Origin of the sequence: Kiloniella litopenaei, assembly GCF_000982415.1 — a bacterium.
GTDB lineage: Bacteria > Pseudomonadota > Alphaproteobacteria > Kiloniellales > Kiloniellaceae > Kiloniella > Kiloniella litopenaei.
Window position 1 is genome coordinate 1 of record NZ_LANI01000032.1, and the last position, 18,773, is coordinate 18,773.

General features: G+C 42.7%; 22 protein-coding genes. 9 read left to right on the forward strand and 13 right to left on the reverse strand.

Going from position 1 to position 18,773, the window contains the following annotated elements:
• Positions 1-111 precede the first annotated feature (111 nt).
• Positions 112-690: a DUF1415 domain-containing protein gene (locus WH95_RS18210; RefSeq protein WP_046509815.1), complete on the forward strand. Its 579-nt coding sequence runs from the start codon at positions 112-114 to the stop codon at positions 688-690.
• A gap of 21 nt (positions 691-711) precedes the next feature.
• Here WH95_RS18210 and WH95_RS18215 read toward each other — a convergent pair whose 3' ends face one another.
• The 3 genes from WH95_RS18215 to WH95_RS18225 all read right to left on the reverse strand — a co-directional run bounded on the left by WH95_RS18215 (position 712) and on the right by WH95_RS18225 (position 5,153).
• The gene (locus tag WH95_RS18215) at positions 712-2,487 is read right to left on the reverse strand and encodes an SLC13 family permease (protein WP_046509816.1); all 1,776 of its coding nucleotides are present in this window, start codon (positions 2,485-2,487) and stop codon (positions 712-714) included.
• A 46-nt stretch (positions 2,488-2,533) separates the two neighbouring features.
• On the reverse strand, positions 2,534-3,769 hold the full coding sequence (locus WH95_RS18220) for a glycosyltransferase family 87 protein (RefSeq protein WP_157846005.1): 1,236 nt from the start codon (positions 3,767-3,769) through the stop codon (positions 2,534-2,536).
• A gap of 106 nt (positions 3,770-3,875) precedes the next feature.
• On the reverse strand, positions 3,876-5,153 hold the full coding sequence (locus WH95_RS18225; protein WP_046509818.1) for a glycosyltransferase family 87 protein: 1,278 nt from the start codon (positions 5,151-5,153) through the stop codon (positions 3,876-3,878).
• A gap of 234 nt (positions 5,154-5,387) precedes the next feature.
• Here WH95_RS18225 and WH95_RS18230 point away from each other — a divergent pair, with 234 nt between their 5' ends.
• Both WH95_RS18230 and WH95_RS18235 read left to right on the forward strand, forming a co-directional pair.
• The gene (locus WH95_RS18230) at positions 5,388-5,846 is read left to right on the forward strand and encodes a deoxycytidylate deaminase (RefSeq protein ID WP_046509819.1); all 459 of its coding nucleotides are present in this window, start codon (positions 5,388-5,390) and stop codon (positions 5,844-5,846) included.
• Between the two features lie 9 nt (positions 5,847-5,855).
• Positions 5,856-6,236 (forward strand): VOC family protein, encoded by a 381-nt coding sequence (locus tag WH95_RS18235; RefSeq protein ID WP_046509820.1) that lies wholly within the window; start codon positions 5,856-5,858, stop codon positions 6,234-6,236.
• A 21-nt stretch (positions 6,237-6,257) separates the two neighbouring features.
• Here WH95_RS18235 and hutI read toward each other — a convergent pair whose 3' ends face one another.
• From hutI to WH95_RS18250, 3 genes are all read right to left on the reverse strand, one after another.
• Positions 6,258-7,487 carry an imidazolonepropionase gene (gene hutI, locus WH95_RS18240; RefSeq protein WP_046509821.1) on the reverse strand — a complete coding sequence of 410 codons (1,230 nt, stop codon included), beginning with the start codon at positions 7,485-7,487 and terminating at the stop codon, positions 6,258-6,260.
• Positions 7,488-7,720: 233 nt separating this feature from the next.
• Positions 7,721-8,149 (reverse strand): DUF983 domain-containing protein, encoded by a 429-nt coding sequence (locus tag WH95_RS18245; protein WP_046509822.1) that lies wholly within the window; start codon positions 8,147-8,149, stop codon positions 7,721-7,723.
• Positions 8,150-8,194: 45 nt separating this feature from the next.
• The gene (locus WH95_RS18250) at positions 8,195-8,788 is read right to left on the reverse strand and encodes a pentapeptide repeat-containing protein (RefSeq protein ID WP_052742138.1); all 594 of its coding nucleotides are present in this window, start codon (positions 8,786-8,788) and stop codon (positions 8,195-8,197) included.
• Between the two features lie 395 nt (positions 8,789-9,183).
• On the opposite strand from WH95_RS18250, the gene WH95_RS18255 reads away from it, so the two are divergent.
• Positions 9,184-9,585, forward strand: a complete 402-nt coding sequence (locus tag WH95_RS18255) for a response regulator (RefSeq protein ID WP_046509823.1) — start codon at positions 9,184-9,186, stop codon at positions 9,583-9,585.
• A 50-nt stretch (positions 9,586-9,635) separates the two neighbouring features.
• Positions 9,636-9,971, forward strand: a complete 336-nt coding sequence (locus WH95_RS18260) for a PilZ domain-containing protein (protein ID WP_046509825.1) — start codon at positions 9,636-9,638, stop codon at positions 9,969-9,971.
• Positions 9,972-10,055: 84 nt separating this feature from the next.
• Here the strand turns inward: WH95_RS18260 and WH95_RS18265 are convergent, their stop codons facing one another.
• Positions 10,056-10,850, reverse strand: coding sequence for an amino acid ABC transporter permease (locus WH95_RS18265; RefSeq protein WP_218044527.1), 795 nt, complete (start codon positions 10,848-10,850; stop codon positions 10,056-10,058).
• Between the two features lie 233 nt (positions 10,851-11,083).
• Between WH95_RS18265 and WH95_RS20790 the strand changes: the two genes are divergently transcribed.
• Positions 11,084-11,764: a cupin domain-containing protein gene (locus tag WH95_RS20790; RefSeq protein ID WP_052742139.1), complete on the forward strand. Its 681-nt coding sequence runs from the start codon at positions 11,084-11,086 to the stop codon at positions 11,762-11,764.
• Positions 11,765-11,844: 80 nt separating this feature from the next.
• Here WH95_RS20790 and WH95_RS18275 read toward each other — a convergent pair whose 3' ends face one another.
• Positions 11,845-12,435 carry a sigma-70 family RNA polymerase sigma factor gene (locus WH95_RS18275; RefSeq protein WP_052742140.1) on the reverse strand — a complete coding sequence of 197 codons (591 nt, stop codon included), beginning with the start codon at positions 12,433-12,435 and terminating at the stop codon, positions 11,845-11,847.
• Between the two features lie 405 nt (positions 12,436-12,840).
• Here WH95_RS18275 and WH95_RS18280 point away from each other — a divergent pair, with 405 nt between their 5' ends.
• Positions 12,841-13,539 carry a DUF4126 domain-containing protein gene (locus tag WH95_RS18280; protein WP_218044528.1) on the forward strand — a complete coding sequence of 233 codons (699 nt, stop codon included), beginning with the start codon at positions 12,841-12,843 and terminating at the stop codon, positions 13,537-13,539.
• A gap of 2 nt (positions 13,540-13,541) precedes the next feature.
• Here WH95_RS18280 and WH95_RS18285 read toward each other — a convergent pair whose 3' ends face one another.
• From WH95_RS18285 to WH95_RS18295, 3 genes are all read right to left on the reverse strand, one after another.
• Complete coding sequence (locus WH95_RS18285; RefSeq protein ID WP_046509826.1) at positions 13,542-14,360, reverse strand: phosphodiesterase; 819 nt, start codon at positions 14,358-14,360, stop codon at positions 13,542-13,544.
• Between the two features lie 82 nt (positions 14,361-14,442).
• Positions 14,443-15,912: a sensor histidine kinase gene (locus WH95_RS18290; protein WP_157846006.1), complete on the reverse strand. Its 1,470-nt coding sequence runs from the start codon at positions 15,910-15,912 to the stop codon at positions 14,443-14,445.
• A 210-nt stretch (positions 15,913-16,122) separates the two neighbouring features.
• Positions 16,123-16,764 carry a MarC family protein gene (locus WH95_RS18295; RefSeq protein ID WP_052742142.1) on the reverse strand — a complete coding sequence of 214 codons (642 nt, stop codon included), beginning with the start codon at positions 16,762-16,764 and terminating at the stop codon, positions 16,123-16,125.
• Positions 16,765-16,932: 168 nt separating this feature from the next.
• On the opposite strand from WH95_RS18295, the gene WH95_RS18300 reads away from it, so the two are divergent.
• Together WH95_RS18300 and WH95_RS18305 are read left to right on the forward strand one after the other, a co-directional pair.
• A complete protein-coding gene (locus WH95_RS18300; RefSeq protein WP_218044529.1) occupies positions 16,933-17,289 on the forward strand; it encodes a DOPA 4,5-dioxygenase family protein in 357 nt (118 codons plus the stop codon).
• 138 nt (positions 17,290-17,427) lie between these two features.
• Positions 17,428-17,649, forward strand: coding sequence for a hypothetical protein (locus tag WH95_RS18305; RefSeq protein WP_157846007.1), 222 nt, complete (start codon positions 17,428-17,430; stop codon positions 17,647-17,649).
• Between the two features lie 92 nt (positions 17,650-17,741).
• Here WH95_RS18305 and WH95_RS18310 read toward each other — a convergent pair whose 3' ends face one another.
• Both WH95_RS18310 and WH95_RS18315 read right to left on the reverse strand, forming a co-directional pair.
• On the reverse strand, positions 17,742-18,080 hold the full coding sequence (locus tag WH95_RS18310; protein WP_046509828.1) for a hypothetical protein: 339 nt from the start codon (positions 18,078-18,080) through the stop codon (positions 17,742-17,744).
• 120 nt (positions 18,081-18,200) lie between these two features.
• Positions 18,201-18,758 (reverse strand): GNAT family N-acetyltransferase, encoded by a 558-nt coding sequence (locus WH95_RS18315; protein ID WP_162199399.1) that lies wholly within the window; start codon positions 18,756-18,758, stop codon positions 18,201-18,203.
• Positions 18,759-18,773 lie beyond the last annotated feature (15 nt).

An 18,773-nucleotide genomic window follows, 5' to 3' on the forward strand; every position in this document is an offset into this window, starting at 1 on the left:
GGTGCTTGACAATTAACACCGCTGCTTTTTTTATGCGCGCTGTTAAATGCTGTTTAAACTGTTCTCATATGTCGCTGGGCAGCGAGGACGATTGGTTCTATAACATTCTGTATGTCTCAGTTATATCCGTCTTATACTATTGCGAATGCACTGGAACTCACTAAATTGTGGGTTGATGTAATGGTGATCGGTCAAAACCTGTGCCCCTTTGCAGCCCCGGAACGAAATCGAAAATCTATTCGTTATGTGATTGTTGAAAAGGAGAAACAATCAGAAGCGATAGAGATGTTTCTAAGTGAACTTTTGTTCTTACAGCAAAGCTCGGAAGACGAAGCTTCTACATCGCTTGTCATTTTTCCTACCGGGTTCGACAATTTTGATGTCTTTTTAGATTTACTGGATTATGCAGAAGATGCTTTGGTTCAGGTGGGCGTAGAAGGTTTATTTCAGCTTGCCAGCTTTCATCCCAATTACCAGTTTGATGGCCTGCCCAGCGAAGATATTACCAACTGGACAAACAGATCTCCTTTTCCGGTTCTTCATATCATTCGCGAAGGGCAAATGGGGCGTGTGCTGGATAGCTATAAATCACCCGAAGAGATCCCAGAAAGAAACATGGCTTTGATGGAAAGGCTGGGTGCAAAAGGTCTGATACAGCGTTTCCCGCCATTTCAAGATTACATCAAATAGGGAAATTGTTCCGAAGTTACTCTAAAGCGGCCAGAAGAATAAAATGGCAGGGACAGAGATCATGACGACAAGTATTTCCAACGGTAAACCCATCCGCCAATAATCACCAAAGCGGTACCCGCCTGGTCCCATGATAATGGTATTGTTCTTGTGCCCGATGGGCGTCAGAAAGGCGCAAGATGCAGCGACGGCCACGCCCATAAGAAAGGGATCAGGTGAGGCACCAATAGCATTGGCGACATCCAGTCCTATGGGGGCGGCAATTAAAGCTGTGGCCACATTGTTGAGGAAGTCTGACAGGGTCATTGTAACAATAATCAAAACCGTCAGAATGGCCCAATGAGGCCAGCCAGATGTTTGGGCCACAATCAATTCGGCAATAAGTTTAGTACCGCCAGAGTTTTCCAAGGCAATGCCAAGGGGAATAAGAGAAGCAAGAAGAACGATGACTTTCCATTCGACACTTTCATAAACTTCGCGCCCGGATACGATCCCCAAAGCAGCAAATGCAATAACACAGCCTGCGAGCGCAACGGGAAGATAAACCAAACCAGCGACAGACAGGGCAATTGCACCAAGGAAAAGGCCAATGGTCATTGAAGCCTTTTTCCTTTGTATTATGGAATGTTGTTTTTCGGCAAGCGGGAGAACGCCGAGCCATTTTGTGACTTCTGTGAGACGATCTTCGGGACCAAGTAAAAGTAACATATCACCACTTTGTATGGTGAGCTTTCTTACACGTTCTCTAAAGCGTTTTCCTTGTCTTGAAACACCCAATAGAGTCACACCATGTCGAGAGAGAAGCTTTAAACTGTTACTGGATTTTCCTTCTATTCTCGCACCATCTGGAACAATAACTTCTGTTAGTTTCAACGAAGAGCTTGTTAAACCCACATCATGTTTGTCTTTTCCTGCAAAATCCAGTTGTGCTAGGCCAAGAAATGATTCGATGGATTTGGGGTCACCTTCCAGAACCAGATGATCTCCAACACGGATTTCTTCATAGCGGGCAAAACCGGGTAATCGTCGGCCTCTCCGGACAAGGCCAAGAACTGTGATGTCATGTTCACCTGCAAGAGTGTAAAGATCTCTGACACGGGAACCGATAGATTTTGAATCTTCAGGAACTTGCGCTTCGGCAACAAACAGATCTGTGTCATCTGCACTTCGAATAGTTCCTGGACGATCACGGGTGGGGATTAATCGCCAACCAATCAGGGCGACAAAAACGATACCAGCAAAGGCAACACATAACCCAACAGGGGCAAAGTCGAACATGTTAAAGCTTTCGCCAAGAACACGTTCTCTGTATTGGGCGATGACGATGTTTGGTGGGGTGCCTATTAAGGTGATCATGCCCCCTAGAATAGTGGCAAATGACAAAGGCATAAGGCTAAGAGCCGCAGCACGTTTGGCTTTTTCAGCAGCTTCAAGGTCCAGTGACATTAAAAGTGCGAGGGCAGCAACGTTATTGATGATCGCTGACAATGCGGCACCAACAACCGACATGATGCCAATATGAAAGGGCAGGGGGCGATCAGAGGATAGTACAAGCCCTGAAATCAGCTCGACAGCCCCTGAATTGATTAATCCCCGTGATACAATCAAAACAAGGGCAATGATCACAACGGCGGGATGCCCAAATCCCGCAAAGGCATCATCAGGCGTTACGAACCCGGCAATGACAGCAATAACAAGTGCTCCAAAAGCAACCAGATCATATCTGATTTTTCCCCATATCAAAAAGATGAATACAGAGCCAAAAAGAGCGAAGAGAAAACTTTGTTCTGTTGTCATGGATTACCTTGTTTTTGCCATTTTGACAGCTCAAAACGTAAATAAGTTAGGTGTAAACTTGTTTATGTCTCTTTATCAGATAGTTAAAAATAGATAGCCCCCACAAAAAGATTATTGGGGTCGAAACTTGAAAAACTGGTGCGATAATTTGATACTTGTCATACAATAATATTTGCCCGATTGAAATAAACCCACTTAAAAAACAAGCAATCCAGGTTATTGCGATCCCAAACAGCATTGTGGTGCTTTCGGTTTTACCTGTTTCGATGAAATTTATGACGATTGCGGCGGGTAACAAAAGAAGCATCAGATCATAGTAATAAAGGTGGGGGCTTAGTAGTATTCCCCAGATAAAGGTAATTGCCATGGCAAGGTCCCACCATGCGAGATCTTTTTTCCATGTAAACTTGTGCCATAGGAAATACAATAAAATTATTGTGCCTCCACTTATGATATAGATTGACGAATTCGATAATAGTACGTTTGTGTGATCCAGTAATAGAACAAAAAACCCAAAAAATGAATGAATGCCCCATGTTGGATAATTAGGGGACCGAAGAAGATCTAAGAACTGCGGGCTTACTTCTAGAAAAGCGAACATAGCATCAGGTAAAAAGATAAAACCTGTGCCCATCCATAATGATACTGAAATAACACCCCCAAGCAGGGCTTGCCAACGCCATTTTAGAAGAAGAACCACTGCAAGAGCTATGGCTAGTTGTGGTTTGAAAGCAATTAATCCTAAGAAAAAACCTGCTTTAAAGTCATTGCCATGACGCAGGTATTTATAACAAAGCACATAAAGGAGTAATATGATTGGTGTTGCTTGGGCGTGCATAAACCATCCAAGTGTTGGGTAAAACAAAAAACAACATCCAACAAGTTTATGCAGAGGAATCTGCTGAAAGAATTCAAGCTCTTTTCGTAGTAAATTTATCGTGTAAGTCAGGACAAGAAAATTAAAAACTTGCCAGATGATTAAGCCATAAACGTAAGGTAGTCTGGCAAATGGACTATAAATAAATGCCATAAATGGCGGGTTCAGAAACGGAGCATATCCGTCTAAGTCTTTGCTGATCAATGATTTTTGAAAATCAATCTGGTGTGGGAAAAGGAGGCTGGAATTTATCGAATATATATCTTTTAATATGCCTTGGTTTAAAAAGACACCGCCAGTATAGAACGCTAGAAAGTCACCTCCAAGTACACTTCCAGACCCTGTAACCAATCCGCTCAGGTTGATGTGTGTATAAAGAAGATACCCCCCAGTTAAAGACAACATAACAAGCGCTGGCCACAGAGCATGTGATTTGACATACCTATCTGAAATCGGAAAGCAAGACATTAGGGGCCTCATACTTTTATGGTTTATTTATTCGCTGGGTCAGCTAAGTCGAGTTATTTGAATTAGATAGTTGCGGAGGTGGTGATGTGACTGATTTATAGAGCAGATAGCCAAAATAGAAAACGATTACAGTGGTAAACTGGACGCCGATATTAGGCAGTTCCAATAAATTGCTGATCTTTAGTTGTACAGAGGTGAACTGGCTACCGAGATAACAGGCTACCCAGACCAAAGTCATCCATAATATTATTCGGGGGCTTTGGGGGTAAAGCTGTGGCAAGTGCTGAGTAACTATCGCGGCAGGAAGAAGCAACAGCATCAGATCATAATAATATAAATGGGGGCTAATGAGTAGTCCCCAGCAGAAGGTTATCGCCATATGTATATCCCAGCTGGCTTTATCGGTCAGCCATGTGTTTTTATTCCACGAAACAAAAAGTAAGCTGAGACTGCCAACTGTCAGAATAACCGTAAGGACGTTTGTTGCGGTGATGCTCACGGGGTCCAGTAACAGCGCCGAAAATCCAAAAAAGGAATTAATGCCCCAAGTTGGATAGTATTCAGCCCTTAATAGGTCAAATAGGTAGGGGGATATGGTAAAATAAGCTTGTAGCTCGTCAGTCATGTATACGATGGCATAACCGGTAACTATTGTTACAGAGCAGATACCGCCGATTATCGCTTTCCATCTACATTTTAGGATAAGAATAAATGCTACGCCGACGGCCAGTTGGGGTTTAAACAAAAGTAATCCCAAGAAAAAACCAGCTCGAAAGTCCTGCCCATTACGCAGTGATTTAAAACACAGGCAATAGATAAACAGGATAATCGGAGCGGCCTGACCATATAAAAAACAGGCAATTGTCGGAAAAAAAAGAAAACAGCAAAGATAAAGTTTGATGCTTGAAAATTGCTGTAGCCTTGGTAGTTCACTTCGTATTGTTAGAACGGATAGGAAAAGTAAGACCAGATTAAAAAATGTCCAGCCTATAAAGGCAGGTACATAGTCAAAATAAGCAAAGGGGGCGTATAATAAAGCGGTGAATGGTGGGTTAATAAAGGGACTTAATTTATTGAAGTCGGGTCCTATTATCGTTTGTTGAAAAGTTAATTGATTTGGAAAATATATTTCTGAAACCGGATTACTTTGTTGATGTATAAAAATGTGCTCATACACGCTATCAAGGTTATCGTTTAAATAAAAACTGCCGCCTGTGTAAAAAGCCAGAAAATCAACGCCAAGAGGGACACCGAAATAGGATTCCTGACCTGTTCCGATTAAAATGCTTAAAAAGTAAAAGAAAATGGTCAAAACAGCCATTATTGTGCTGTAGCCAAGAGCTCTTTTTTTAAAGCTGGGTAACAATGGATATTGAAAAAACAAAATTGACCTATTTTGAAAGGATCATAAAGTTTTTTTATTATATCTATTTGGTTAATTTAGAATAAATTATGATGATTTCATATGTTTAGTATCAGTTGAAGAATGGGTTTTTGTTTCTCAGGGATTTAATTCTGCTACAGTGACGCGGGGTTTTTCTAAGGGGTTACATTGATGTCCGGAAAATGGGATACACGTTATTTGAAACTTGCCAGGGAAGTTGCGACTTGGTCAAAAGACCGATCCACTCAGGTCGGGGCGGTTATTATTCTTGAGGATAATACGCCTGGTCCTTATGGCTTTAATGGCTTTCCGCGTGCTGTTGATGACGATGCTGACGAACGCCATGCGCGACCACTAAAGTACGACTGGACAGAACATGCTGAACGCAATGCAATTTTTCATGCTGCGCGTGTGGGTGTCAGGTTAAGCGGGGCTTCTATCTATGTGACTCATTTTCCCTGTTCGGATTGTTCAAGAGCAATTATCCAAAGTGGTATTAAGGAAATTGTTGTGGATGCAAAAAGCAAAGAAGATCCTGATTTCGCAGAGCGCTGGGGGGAAATTCAAACTCAGGAAGTTATGCTGAAAGAAGCTTCAGTTAGATGGCGTTTCGCCATTGTTAATGATTGAGTGAAGACGATGAAGAAGGTAACCGGGCTAAACCACATCACATTGGCCGTGAAGGATCTGGATAGGTCTATCCTGTTTTATCGGGATATCCTCGGACTTGATTTGGTAAAGGTCTGGCCGGGTGGGGCTTATCTTGAAGCCGGGTCTTTCTGGATTTGTCTCTCACCAGATTCTGTTACAAGGGACACACCACATCCCGATTACACACATATTGCTTTTAGTGTTGAAGAAGATGATTTTCCATCTCTTTGTCAGCAACTCAAAGAGTTTGGTGTTGAAGTCTGGAAAGAGAATAAAAGCGAAGGGGCCTCTTTCTATTTTCTCGATCCAGACTGTCACAAAATGGAATTACACGTAGGGGATCTTCAAAGCCGTCTGAAAGTTATGTGATCCCCTGAATAAGCATATATTCTATCTCTGGATAATTTGCTTCCCGCCTTTGATCAGTTCTTGCAAGGGGTTGAAGCCCATATGATAGGAAAGTTCAGCAGGGTGGGTAATATCCCATATTGCCAGATCAGCGACTTTTCCAACTTCCAGACTGCCATGGGTTTTTTCCAGGCCCAGTGCCTGTGCTGCATGTAACGTGACCCCTCGCATTGTTTCCGTTGGCGTCATCTTGAAGAAAGTACAGGCCATATTCATGGCAAGTAAGAGAGAGCAACAGGGGGATGAACCTGGGTTCATGTCTGTCGCAACAGCCATGGGAACAGTGTTTTCCCGAAACAGATCAATTGGCGGTTTTTTTGTTTCATTAAGAAAGTAAAAAGCACAGGGCAGGATAACCGCGACAGAGTTTGCTGCGGCCATTGCTTTGGCCGATTTTTCTGACACATATTCTAAATGGTCAGCTGACTTGGCGCCATATTTTGCGGCAAGGGCTGCCCCACCCAGATCACTGAGCTGCTCAGCGTGAAGTTTCAGGCTAAAGCCAAGGTCTTTTGCGGCTTTAAAAAGTTTCTCTATTTGTGCCGGGGAAAAGGCAATCCCTTCGCAGAAGCCATCAATGGCATCAGCCAACCCGGATTTTTCCAGGTCCGGGAGTTTTTCAATTATACTATCGATATAACCATCGCCGTCATTTTGATACTCTTCTGGAATGGTGTGGGCCGCTAGATATGTCGTGATGACATCAAGTGGCAGATTTTCACCAACTTGCCGGGCGACGCGTAATTGTTTCGTTTCATTTTCCCAGTCCAGGCCATACCCGGATTTAATCTCAAGAACTGTGACCCCTTCAGACTGAAGGGACTGTGCCCGTTTCATTGCTTTATCAAAAAGCTCTTGCTCGCTGGCGGCGCGGGTTGCTTTTACTGTCGAGCGTATACCGCCACCGGCGCGTGCGATTTCTTCATAACTTGCCCCCTCGAGACGCATGTTAAATTCATTGATGCGCTCACCGCCGTGCACAATGTGTGTGTGGCAATCTATCAAGCCGGGGGTGATCCATGATCCATTAAGGTCATTAATTTCTTTTGCCAGTTTTTCCGGGGCATCGGGCAACTTTGATGCTTCACCCACCCAAACAATGTTGCCAGCTGTACTGGCAATAGCTCCGTTATGAATTATGCCCAATCCGGCGTCATTTTCGACGTCATGTATTGTACATAGATTACAGTTAATCCAAAGGCTATCCCACATAACAAGCTCCGAGGTTTGTATTTGAGTATATTGTATATACAACTTTGTTTTGGATCGTAAAGAAGATTTAGAGCTAAATCTATCATAATCTAGCCATGTGTTCGGTTTGAAAATTGTGCCGGAGGGATGATCGTACGCTTGCGTTAAGGCTTATGGTTGGCCAGTATCGGTGGAACTGATGTTGGCTGGATAAGAAACAGATCAGCCCAATGTAACTATCCCGGCTCTAAGAATTATTCAGCAGCAGAGGTAAAACGCTTTTCATCTTCGAACATGCGTAGCGCCCATAACACGCCGAGAACGCCACCTTTTACAAAGGGCAGGATAGCCATTGTCAGGGCAAGGGTTAGCGCGGGCCAGATTGCAACATGCGTAAGAAGGGAAGGGGAATAAAGCTGTTCTGTCCACATGACACCGGGTACAACAATATGCCCCACGATTGTGATGGTGAAGTAAGGGGGGATATCGTCAGCTCGAATGTGGCTTAGTTCTTCGTGACAATGCGCACACTCGTCATTAACAGTGACATATTTCCGAAAGATATTCCCTGTACCACAATGGGGGCATTTTTTCCGTATTCCGCGCTTTAAAGCTTGGAACACAGATCTTTCTTCCGGTTTTTGTTCGGCGAATTCCCCAAGGTCTTTATTGTTTTCGCTCATTACAACCGTTGTAAACTATAACTCGCCCGCATCAGCGGGCACAGACTATTTAGATTTACAAGAAAGTGCCTTGTGAAGGGCAGATGGCGAAATGACGCACCCCATTAGATTTGCTCTCCACAGGTCAACACCGTCTAGTGTTGCGCCAGTTAGTATAGCCCCACGTAAATCTGCATCACTTAAATCGGCCCCGGATAAATCTGCGTCTTTAAGGTTTGCTCCATGAAGGCTGGCCCGAACAAGGTTCGCATTTGTCAGGTCAGAACCACTCAGATCAGCCCCGGAAAAGTCTGCACCAGCCATATCGGCATTCTGTAACTTTGATCCTGGCATAACCATGTCAGACAAGTTCAAATTATTCAGATTTGCTCGGGACCCTTGATTGGAATCTTGAATCCAGGCGTGGTGATCCGCAAGAACTCTTAAGAGATCTCGGGCTTTTGCTGACTTTTCTTTTGCCAAGTTCTCATCAAGTTCAGATTGATCAACGATCTCTGTGTCATCAGGTAACTGGGCCATCATAAACTGAACCCTTAGTTGACGCCTGGCATCTTCAAGATCTTTGGCCTGAATTTCACCAGTTTCAACCCGTGACATAGGGTCAGCTTGAATCTGGTAAGTATATTTTCTTAGGCTCATTTACCACTCCCTGCGAATTTTATTTTAAGATCTTATCGGAAACGGAATGAACTTACGACAATTTCCTAAACAAATTATGGACAGAATAAAAAAGTCCTAAAAGATGTCGTTCGATTCTTCTTAATCGCAAGAGCGTGATTAGGAAAACACAACGTTGTTGAAAAATGTTTTTGCTTATGTCTGAACGCTTGATTTGTAAGTTAATGTATTGAATTAAAAGAAAATTTTTCTTTGTTTGATTGAGGTGCTGCCTCTGTTATCAATACAATTTATCTGGAATGCGACCTTTTCAGTAGGACAATTTTAAGATTCTCACGCCATAAAATAACTTTGGATGGGAACATTTGGATTCTTTCATTTTGGGTTTCCCTGTTCAGCCGTATTGGAGGTTAAGTGTGTCTTGGGCAGCGGACGATTGGAAGAAATTAAAGGTGGCTGTGGTTGATGACAGTAGGGCCGTACGATCGATGATGAAACTGATGCTTTCATCCTTGGGCGTGGGTGAAATTTTTCTCTATGAAAATGTTAGCGAAGCGATGGATGGTATTGAAAAGAAAAAACCTGATCTTGTCATTTCCGACTATTACATGGTGCCAGAGACGGGGCTGGATTTGCTCAATCGTTTGCGCCAATCAACCGAAGAGCTTACCCGGGCACTTCCCTTTTTAATGATGAGTGGTTACGAAAAATCTGACACACGTTTTTCTGATGAAATTTCAGGGTATATGCCAAAACCCGTAACTGTTGATCTTGTTAAACATCATATTATGTCTGCCTGTATTGACAGGCCAGAATAAGAAAATAGATTGGTCGTGCTGAAGCAGCATTTATTGTAAGGTTTTGTAAGTTGTATCAAGAAGTTCCCCCTGTTTCTCTGCAGCGTTTGACAAATAGACGTCAAGCACCGCGTCATATGGTTTCTCCTGGCACAAAAGTACGCTTGATTGCTTTTGATAACAGTTATGATTGTGAAGTTCTTGATTTGTCATTCTGCGGTGCGCGTCTTCTACTGGAAACCAAGCTTCCTATTGGGAGTGAGATTATTATATCTCATAATCACTGTGGACGTGTTTTGGGGACGGTTAAATGGAATTCGCCACAAGAAATTGGGCTGGAGCTCGGCCCGGGGGTGGGGCGCTTGCTAACCCGTTGTAATCGTTCTGAATCTATATGTCGCCAATAGTAATAGTGGCCTTTGAAATTCATGTGTACTAACGAAATTCAATGGCGCTATTCAGTTTACTCTAAATAATCGAGCTGGCTGTGTTTAGGCCCTTTCAGCCTTTGGGTTTTGAAGCCGTTCATTTTTTTTAAGGTGATTTTCGAGCTTTCGAACGAAATAGGTCACAACGAGTATGAGTGCTAGGTATTCCAAAATAAGGAATGTATATATTTCCAGCGGGCGGTATTCATTCACAACCAGTTCTGTTGCACGCCTAGTCAGGTCGCTATAGCCGATTACAGAAGCAAGCGAAGACATTTTAAGCATGTAAACAAATTGGTTCCCCAGTGGTGGAATGATTTTTCTTATTGCCTGGGGGAGTATGATCAATCTCATTTTCTGGAAATATGTTAGCCCCATACTTTCTGCTGCTTCATGCTGGCCTGTATCAATCGATTGAATGCCAGCCCTGAATATTTCAGCTTGAAAGGGACTGTCGCAAATTGCCAGAGCTAATACCCCGGCTGCAAATAAGCCGAGATCTATCCCCAAGACGACGGGAAGACCGTAATAAGTCCATAAAATCATTACTAAAACAGGTATAGATCTGAAAACTGCGACGTAAAATAAATTGATTACCCGCAGATATTTATTGCTGGAAATACCGGGGAGGCTAATAAGTAAACCTGCTGTCATGGAAAGAAGAATAGCTACGATCGACATTTCAATCGTTCCCAGAAGCCCACCCAGTAAAAATTGAATATTGTTCTGTCCTGATAGTTTGGTCGGATCTACAACATGCCACCCCCAAGTATAGTCACCACCACAGCCGGAAAGCATGACGAGCAAGGATAAAGAGATGATAAGGTTTGTTCGGGGTTTTGAAATATGTATGTCCAAGATGAGAGAGCCTTTTGGGCGTTGATACAGGTTTTGTCAGGGATACAATATCAGCGAAGTGCCACAGAAGAGCGAATTTGCCATAGCTTGCTTTTGTGGCATAATATTTACAGTCTCTTTCAAATACAGACACATTATTGTGATCCAAAATCATGACCGTGACGTAATAATAACTCAAGCCTTAATAAAGATATAAATGGCTTGGTTAATTTTAAGCGTAGAGAACAAGAATAATGACAGGCATCAATTCCGGATCTGTATCCAGGGATGACATAATCGCAGTATCAAAACCGCAACATCATCCCATGGAAGAACATTTGGTAGATTATGTTTCAGGTAGTTGTAGCCACAGCTTGGAACTGTTTATCAATGCTCATCTCTCTCTTTGTGCAGAATGTCGAGATCAAGTAGCAAAATTACAGGCCCTTGGTGGAGCTTTGTTAGATAAAATTCCTTGTGAGGATCTTCCCGAGGGAATGGAAGAGAGAGTTCTCGATCTTTTGGATTCTGCCGAAATTACAAGTTTTCCAAGCCCTAAACATGAAATGTTGATGGATTTACCAGAACCTGTGACAGCTCTTTTGCCAAGCGATCCAGCAAAACTTTCATGGGATAGGAATGTTCTGACTGGTGGCGAAGCTTTGTGTCTTGGGGCTGTGAGTGAAAAAGAAGATACAGCAGGTGCCAGTTATTTGTTTTTGCTCAGGATACCTGCGGGAGAGCGTATCTCTGTCAACGGTGAGATCGCTGATTTTGGATATTTGCTTGTTCTGGATGGTGGCCTCCTATGCGGCGATGATGATCTTTCTGTTGGTGATATAACGGGGTTAGATCAACTACGTGAAAAACACTATGCAGTTGACGATCTATCGCTCACTTATTGTCTTTTGTTGCTGACGAAAGATACAGAATAAGGCGCTTCACGAGAGACTGATAAGTTATATTTCTTTTATCAGATCAAATCTCGACATATTTATAGCCAAATCAGGGATTGTCAGATACTTGGCCCAAGTATGCGTCTTAATTTATTAATTGCTAATCTCAATCGGGATTTTACGGTTCCAAGCGGCAGATTTGTGTGCTCTGCAATCTCTTTGTGTGTCATATCTTCGTAAAAGGCGAGTTCCAGTAAACTTGCCTGATCAGCAGGCAGGCTTTCTATCGCCTCTTTGAGAAGGGATTCGACTTCTTGATGTTCAATGTCTTGATCCTGACCAGGAGATTCGTCTATTTGATTTTGCAGGTGCAGTTGCCCTTGCAAATAGTCTTGATCAACAGGAACCAGTCTTTGTCTGCGATAGCGATCAATGCGTCGGTTACGTGCAATGGCAAAAACCCAACTAGAGACATAACTTTTTTCTGGATCATAGGATTCTGCCTGGCGCCATAGAGTAAGCATGACGTCCTGAACCAAACCTTCTGTAATGTTATTATCGGTGCCGAGTTTTCGCATATAGGACATGAGGCGAGGAGCAAAATGCCTGAAAAGTTTGACAAAGGCCTCGCGATCTCTGGAATGGGCTACCAGAGCCATTAAATCTGCCTGTTGCTGAGCACTCAGGCTATCTGTTACACCATCATCCAACGCTGAAAACTCCCCTAGCGTGGCCGATTTCTCGGGCTGATTCAGAAGTCTTTGGGATAGCTGTTCATTCTGTGGCGTATATTTTTACATTACCCAACAAGTTGAACGTCTCCCCCATTGAATTCTGTAATTAAGGCTGGAACATTTTGTTCCGTTATATTCTCTCCTATCGATTTATCGACACTTTTTTGTATTTTTATAGTGTGGCAGAATTGAGGTTATAAATTGGCATACCTCAATTATTGCGCTTTCAACCTTTACAGAGATTGTAATGGATTTCATGGTAGAAATCTCATGGTAAATGTCGTTACTGTGCCTCTGTATAATATGACTTAAAGTAAATATAGTTCGTTAATGTTATAAAAAAAAAGCGATAAACATAATTTAAATGTAATTGGAGTTCTGGTGTCTCTTTTTGAAATCGTAATTTTGGCTATGGGGGTGGCTTGGGCTGGGGGGATTAACCTCTACGCGACGCTTGCTATTTTGGGGATCCTAGGTGCAAGCGGTCAGTTAGCATTACCCACGGCAATGGACATTGTAGAGCATCCGGCTGTTATTGTAATTGCCATTATTTTTTATGTTATCGAATTTATTGCAGATAAAATTCCGGCGGTGGACTCCGTTTGGGATGGCATTCATACCTTTATACGTATACCCGCCGGCGCAATGATGGCCGCTGGTTTGTTGGGGGATATAAGTCCAGAAGCCCAGGCAATGGCATTTGTGGGGGGCGGAGGACTCGCAACCATTAGTCATTCAATGAAGGCTGGTACGCGTGCCATTCTAAATACTTCCCCGGAAGCCTTTACCAATATAGCAGTTTCCTTAGGTGAAGATGTCTTGGTTATTGTTGGCTTGGCAACAGCTTTGTTAAGCCCGGCTGTTTTTGCTGCGTTTTTGGCATTGTTCCTGATTTTGGCTATCTGGATCGTTCCCAAAATTTTCCGGGGTATACGAAAGGTTTTCCGGTTTATATTCGGAAAAAGTGATAATGGAAATGATCGGGCTCAATCACACGAACAAACATTGTCAGCCTCGGAACAATTAGAAGATGAAAGCTTTGTTGGGGAAGCTAAAAAGCTTGGTCACCGCAAGGATTGAAATTAATTTGCGGCGGGGGTGGGAACGCCCTCTGTCAGGCCATTTGTATAAGGTCCAACAAAACTTAGATGAGATACTAACCCTGTGTCGTTATCCCAATGAAAAAGGCGAATACAGGCGGGTTCGAACCTTGGGGTAAGATCTTCAACGGGGCGCAATTCAAGGGGGTAAGAAAATGTTGCACTGGGTGTGACAAACAAAACAGTATTGGCCCAATTTGCAACGCTATCCCGATGAGTATGACCACAGGCAATACCGAGTATCTGATTGTGGTTTTCTATGATTTTAGCTAGTTTTTCTCCGTTGAAACAACGCATGCCATCTTGATACGGCAGCTGTAATTTTGCTGGCGGATGGTGCATGAAAATAAGGGTTGGTCGCTCAGGTGCGTCCGTAAGTTTATTATTAAGCCACTGCAAGCGCTCATCGCAAATCATACCGTGATGTGCACCAACTTCTAATGAGTCCAGCATGATCAGTCTTAATGGGTACTGTTCTATTGTGTATTGCAGGAATGTACCTTGGTTGGGTAGGTATCCATCGTCATGAAACAGTTTGCGTAAACTTTCCCTGGTGTCGTGATTGCCGGGCATAACGAAATACGGAAGTGCCATTGTGTCTAGTAACGTCTTGGCGCGTATATAATCTTCTTCATTTCCGTGGTTTGATATGTCGCCGGATACAACGACCAGATCAGGCCGCGGCCTAAGATTTGATAGGTGGGCAATAGTTTCAACGAGCCGATCGTATAGATCAATTGGTCCATTATCCGTTTCAATGATACGCCCGACATGAAAGTCGGTTATTTGGGCAATTAGCATGGTGTACTCATTTTACGGCCTAATCGTTGGTCCCTGTGATTGTCCTGTAGAAAATTAATTCCTAAGAAGTGACAGACGAGAATTATGCGATCAGAAGTTTTTTTGTTCTTGCTGATGGAAAGCGTAAAGAGACGACAGTACCTTGTCCCAAAGTACTGTCAATACTCAGCTCTCCTTGATGAAGCTCTGTAAATGATTTTGCAATTGATAGCCCAAGGCCAGTTCCATCGTGGTTTCTGGTTTTGCTTTCAGCGACTTGAGTAAAAGGTTGTGTCACCCATTGTAAGTCATCAGGGGATATGCCAATGCCGTTATCAGAAACTTTAATTTCTAATTCCTGATTACCTGTTAACTCTGCTGTTATCCGTACTGTACCATTCGGGTCAGTAAATTTAATTGAATTGGTTAAAAGATTTAAGACAGTTTGCTTTATTTTGAGACGATCCAGTGAGAAAGAGGGTAGGTCTTTTGGGCATTCAATTCTTATTTCAATATTAGCCTGAGAACTGCGTTCTTTTACCAATGTCTTACATTCATCGAGTATGGTTTCTAAATGAACATCTTCTTCGTCTAATGCTACATTTCCAAGCTCGATCTTTGATTGATCAAGGATTTCTGAAATCAGTTCTAATAGATGAATACTCGATCCGTTGATTGCTTCAGAATATTCTTTGTATTTAGGATTAGAATGTTGGCCAAACATCTCTGACATTAAAATTTCTGAAAAGCCAATGATACAATTCAATGGGGTTTTAAGTTCGTGGCTCATATTTGCCAGAAACTCCGATTTTGCGCGGCTGGCCAGCTCGGCAGTTTCTTTTGCTTTTAACAGGGTGTTTTCAGTATTCTTGATGGCTGTAATATCGCTTTGGATAGATACAAACCCTTTGCCGGGTACAGCTCTGTCAGTTGTTCTTATCCATCGGCCGTCTTTAAGCTTAACGGTAAATGATCCTTTTAGCTCGCGCCTGTAAGCGGCTTTCCGTTCCAGATAATCTTCACCTTTTTCATCGCCGATAGCCACATTACCGTTAAGAATATCAATTTGTCCCAGTTCTTTAAAATGAACGCCTGGTTTGGCTTGTTCTTTGGTGTATTGGTACATGTTTCGGAAATTTTGATTACAGATTTCCAGATGCCCATTGCTGTCGTACATGACAAAAGCTTCTGCGATAGAATCTATTGCGTCGACAAGCGCATGCTGTGCTCTGTATTGGGGCGTGATATCTTCTATCGTATTAAGAATATACGATGATTGCTCTTCAGATGGTATTTTAAAAAGTGCTTTTTTTATTCTGATGTGATGTTCTTGACCAAGGATATTTTTTACCGTCAGATCCAGAGATTTTGGTGAACCCCTTTGTAAAACTTCCCGATCTAAATCGCGGATGATTTGTTGCGGTAGGGAAGTCTCCAGTAATTTTTCAACCTTGCATCCATTACATGGGGGGGGGGGTGCCGTAAAATCTTCAAAGGGGGGGGTGGGTGCCGTAAAATCTTCAAAGGCAGAATTTCCTGCAATGAAAACTTGAGATTCATCAGTAATAAACACGGGGAGAGGAAAGGCATTGAGCAGGGCCTGCCAATCAGAAACGCAATTTTTCACACCAACACCTACCCACTAAACCACATTTGGGAATGAATTAACGCCAAGCTTTAGGCTTGTTTCTATAATTTTTCCATTCTGGAAATTATTTATAATCAGGAAAAGTTTCTAAAGTTTAAAGAGGCATTACATCGGTATTTTGATATGGCTATTGAATTAACTGAGAAGGCCCCTTTTTAAGCCATCCAGTATGTACTGAATGGCGAGTGCCGCAAGTACAATACCAAGAACTCGAGAGATAATATGAGTTATTGTATCGCCAACAAAGCGTTCCAGTTTGTCGGCGAGCAAGAAGAGGGTAAGGCAAAGCAGAAGAACCCCGGCCAAAACCATTAGAATAGCGGATTGTGCGACAATATTTTCTTTGTTTGCACTCATAAGCAACATAACTGTTGCGATGGCCCCAGGCCCGGAAATCAACGGAATGGCAAGGGGGAAAACTGCGATATCTTCATGATGTTCAGAACTTTTTAGTTCTTCGGCCTTGTTTTCCCGTCGTTTGGCGCGTTTATCAAATACCATTTCCAAGGCAATCAGGAACAGCATTACGCCTCCGGCAATGCGAAAAGCCGGGAGACCGACGCCCAATAGCTCAAGAAAACGATCCCCCAGAAGAGCAAAGAAAACCAGAATAACACCGCCAATCAAGACACCCTTGAAGGCCATTTTTCTTTTATGTGCTGCATCTGCCCCTTGTGTCAGTCCTATGAAGATCGGTAATAAGCCCAGCGGATCTATAATGACAAATAGAGAAACAAAAGCGGTAAGTGCAATGTCGAAAATGGCAGGCGTTAGCATCAAGAAAATCTCAATCTCATAGGCTATATGTAATTACTTTAATTCTTCAATAGCTTTATATCCTATAATAAACTCTTAAGCGATGTGCTTTTCTTTGACGCAGGGTCGAAGGAAAGCGCCCCTTGTTAAGGTGAGTTTGAATATCTATTCATGAGGATAGGTGAGATTTTGGAGTATAAAAAAGAAGGTCAGTCTATGGTGTGTCCATACGATTATCATGTACATTTTTATTTTGATCAGAATACAGTGACTTCGGCGCGACAAATTTGTGAAGACGTGCGTGACAAATTTTCAGTTCCTATGGGGCGGGTTCACGAGAAAAATGTCGGTCCACACCCTAGATGGAGCTGTGTATTGACTGTTCCTGTTGAAAAATTTGGAGACGTTATTTCCTGGGTCTCACTTAATCGTGCTGGCTTGACTGTGTTTATTCATCCAAACACTGGCGACGATCTAAAGGATCATAGGGATCACGCTATATGGATGGGGGAAATGCTTGCGTTGGATTTGACAGTATTTGATTGATTGTCATTATTCAAAGGCAGATGGTGCCAGTTTTTTGTAATGTTCTAAGTATGTTAAGCTATATTCCATGTTAAAGAGGCTATGCTTCGGCTCTTGGATGGGGTACTGTTTTATAAGAAAGTTATAAAAGGGGATACTATGAAAAAGTGTAATAAGTGTTTTTCTGAACGTGTTGTCCGTTACGAACTTTCCCGCAAGGATATTGAGGAATCCGGTCGCTGGTATCTGGATAATGATATAGGTAAATATCAATCTGAAGATATCAAAGATGTTGAATCTGGTCATGTCTCTGTCGACTTGACATTACATGTTTGTCTTGGATGTAGTCATGTCCGTGGTACTGCTGCTAACCGGGAATAGATACTATTCCCGATAGATCTTTTGAAACAAAAAGCCAGTTTCTCATTTAAGGGAAAATGAATTTTTAATTAAAGCAGGGCTTTCCTGATTTTTTAGTGATCTGATTTTTCTAGGAATTTATCACCTAGACCTGTTTCATAGGAAACACCTTCGGCAGTTAAAGTAATTGCCTGCCCATCTTCTCTGACCAAGCCTTTACGTGCGAGAGCAACCCAAACGGCAGGATTACTGAAACCGCTGGCATCCTTTGCTGAAACGACAAATTCACCCACGTGCACATGATCGCCGTGTGCGTGGGGGAGCTGAGACAGTGTCACGTCACCGTTGGGGTGATGTACAGCTTGCCTTTCGTCGCGCCCAATGACCTGAGCCAGTACAAGCGTTCGTAGTTGTAACTTGTTCAATTTTAACGGATTTTTCTTTGCAGCCATCGGTTTTTTCCTCGGTAGCAGTATTTATATTTTCTGTTTGATTATGAAGTGTTGAACACTTCTTAGCGCGCTAAGAGAGTCTTGGAAAGACTAAGTTAAATATCCATAAGTTTTGGGATTTTATTGCGTTAAGGAATAGAGATTTTGCCCAAGAAAATAAGGATCACAGTCTGTTGGTACAGTATGTAGTTGTCCCTCATATTTCATTCCTAATTTTTGCAATACTTTGTTTGAAGCAGCGTTTTCAACAGCAACAATACCGACAAGTTTTTTTATCTCAATTGTCTTTAGTGCATAGTTTCTCAGGGCGCTGGCAGCCTCTGTGGCAAAGCCTTTACCCCAATGTTCCGGTGCAATGGTGTAGTAAATTTCAATCAGGCTTTGATCCCAATCGGCCGGTCCCAAGCCGCACCATCCAATGAGTTGCTCTGTTTCTTTTGAGAGAATGGCGAGGTTGAGTTTATGCAGTTTTTCCTTGCTATTGCTTTTATGACAGCCAATTGACCAGGTGATTATACCTTCCACCTCTTCGAGAGAGAGGGGATCGTCAGGCAAGAATTCAAGAACTTTAGGATCAGATGCAATTCTCTGGAGTGATGGTGCATCTTCCATTGCATAGGGGCGCAAAATCATCCGCGCTGTTTCAATGCGGCAGTTTACAAAAATATCTGACATCATGATGCTCAACTGGCT

Bases quoted from the DNA above. Each gene is read 5' to 3' on its own strand.
- WH95_RS18235 (WP_046509820.1), top strand. From the start codon at position 5,856: ATGAAGAAGGTAACCGGGCTAAACCACATCACATTGGCCGTGAAGGAT.
- WH95_RS18250 (WP_052742138.1), bottom strand. From the start codon at position 8,788: ATGAGCCTAAGAAAATATACTTACCAGATTCAAGCTGACCCTATGTCA.
- WH95_RS18210 (WP_046509815.1), top strand. From the start codon at position 112: ATGTCTCAGTTATATCCGTCTTATACTATTGCGAATGCACTGGAACTC.
- WH95_RS18315 (WP_162199399.1), bottom strand. From the start codon at position 18,758: ATGATGTCAGATATTTTTGTAAACTGCCGCATTGAAACAGCGCGGATG.
- WH95_RS18245 (WP_046509822.1), bottom strand. From the start codon at position 8,149: ATGAGCGAAAACAATAAAGACCTTGGGGAATTCGCCGAACAAAAACCG.
- WH95_RS18225 (WP_046509818.1), bottom strand. From the start codon at position 5,153: ATGGCTGTTTTGACCATTTTCTTTTACTTTTTAAGCATTTTAATCGGA.
- WH95_RS18220 (WP_157846005.1), bottom strand. From the start codon at position 3,769: ATGTTGTCTTTAACTGGGGGGTATCTTCTTTATACACACATCAACCTG.
- hutI (WP_046509821.1), bottom strand. From the start codon at position 7,487: ATGTGGGATAGCCTTTGGATTAACTGTAATCTATGTACAATACATGAC.
- WH95_RS18305 (WP_157846007.1), top strand. From the start codon at position 17,428: ATGAAAAAGTGTAATAAGTGTTTTTCTGAACGTGTTGTCCGTTACGAA.
- WH95_RS18285 (WP_046509826.1), bottom strand. From the start codon at position 14,360: ATGCTAATTGCCCAAATAACCGACTTTCATGTCGGGCGTATCATTGAA.
- WH95_RS18215 (WP_046509816.1), bottom strand. From the start codon at position 2,487: ATGACAACAGAACAAAGTTTTCTCTTCGCTCTTTTTGGCTCTGTATTC.
- WH95_RS18310 (WP_046509828.1), bottom strand. From the start codon at position 18,080: ATGGCTGCAAAGAAAAATCCGTTAAAATTGAACAAGTTACAACTACGA.
- WH95_RS18230 (WP_046509819.1), top strand. From the start codon at position 5,388: ATGTCCGGAAAATGGGATACACGTTATTTGAAACTTGCCAGGGAAGTT.
- WH95_RS20790 (WP_052742139.1), top strand. From the start codon at position 11,084: ATGACAGGCATCAATTCCGGATCTGTATCCAGGGATGACATAATCGCA.
- WH95_RS18295 (WP_052742142.1), bottom strand. From the start codon at position 16,764: ATGCTAACGCCTGCCATTTTCGACATTGCACTTACCGCTTTTGTTTCT.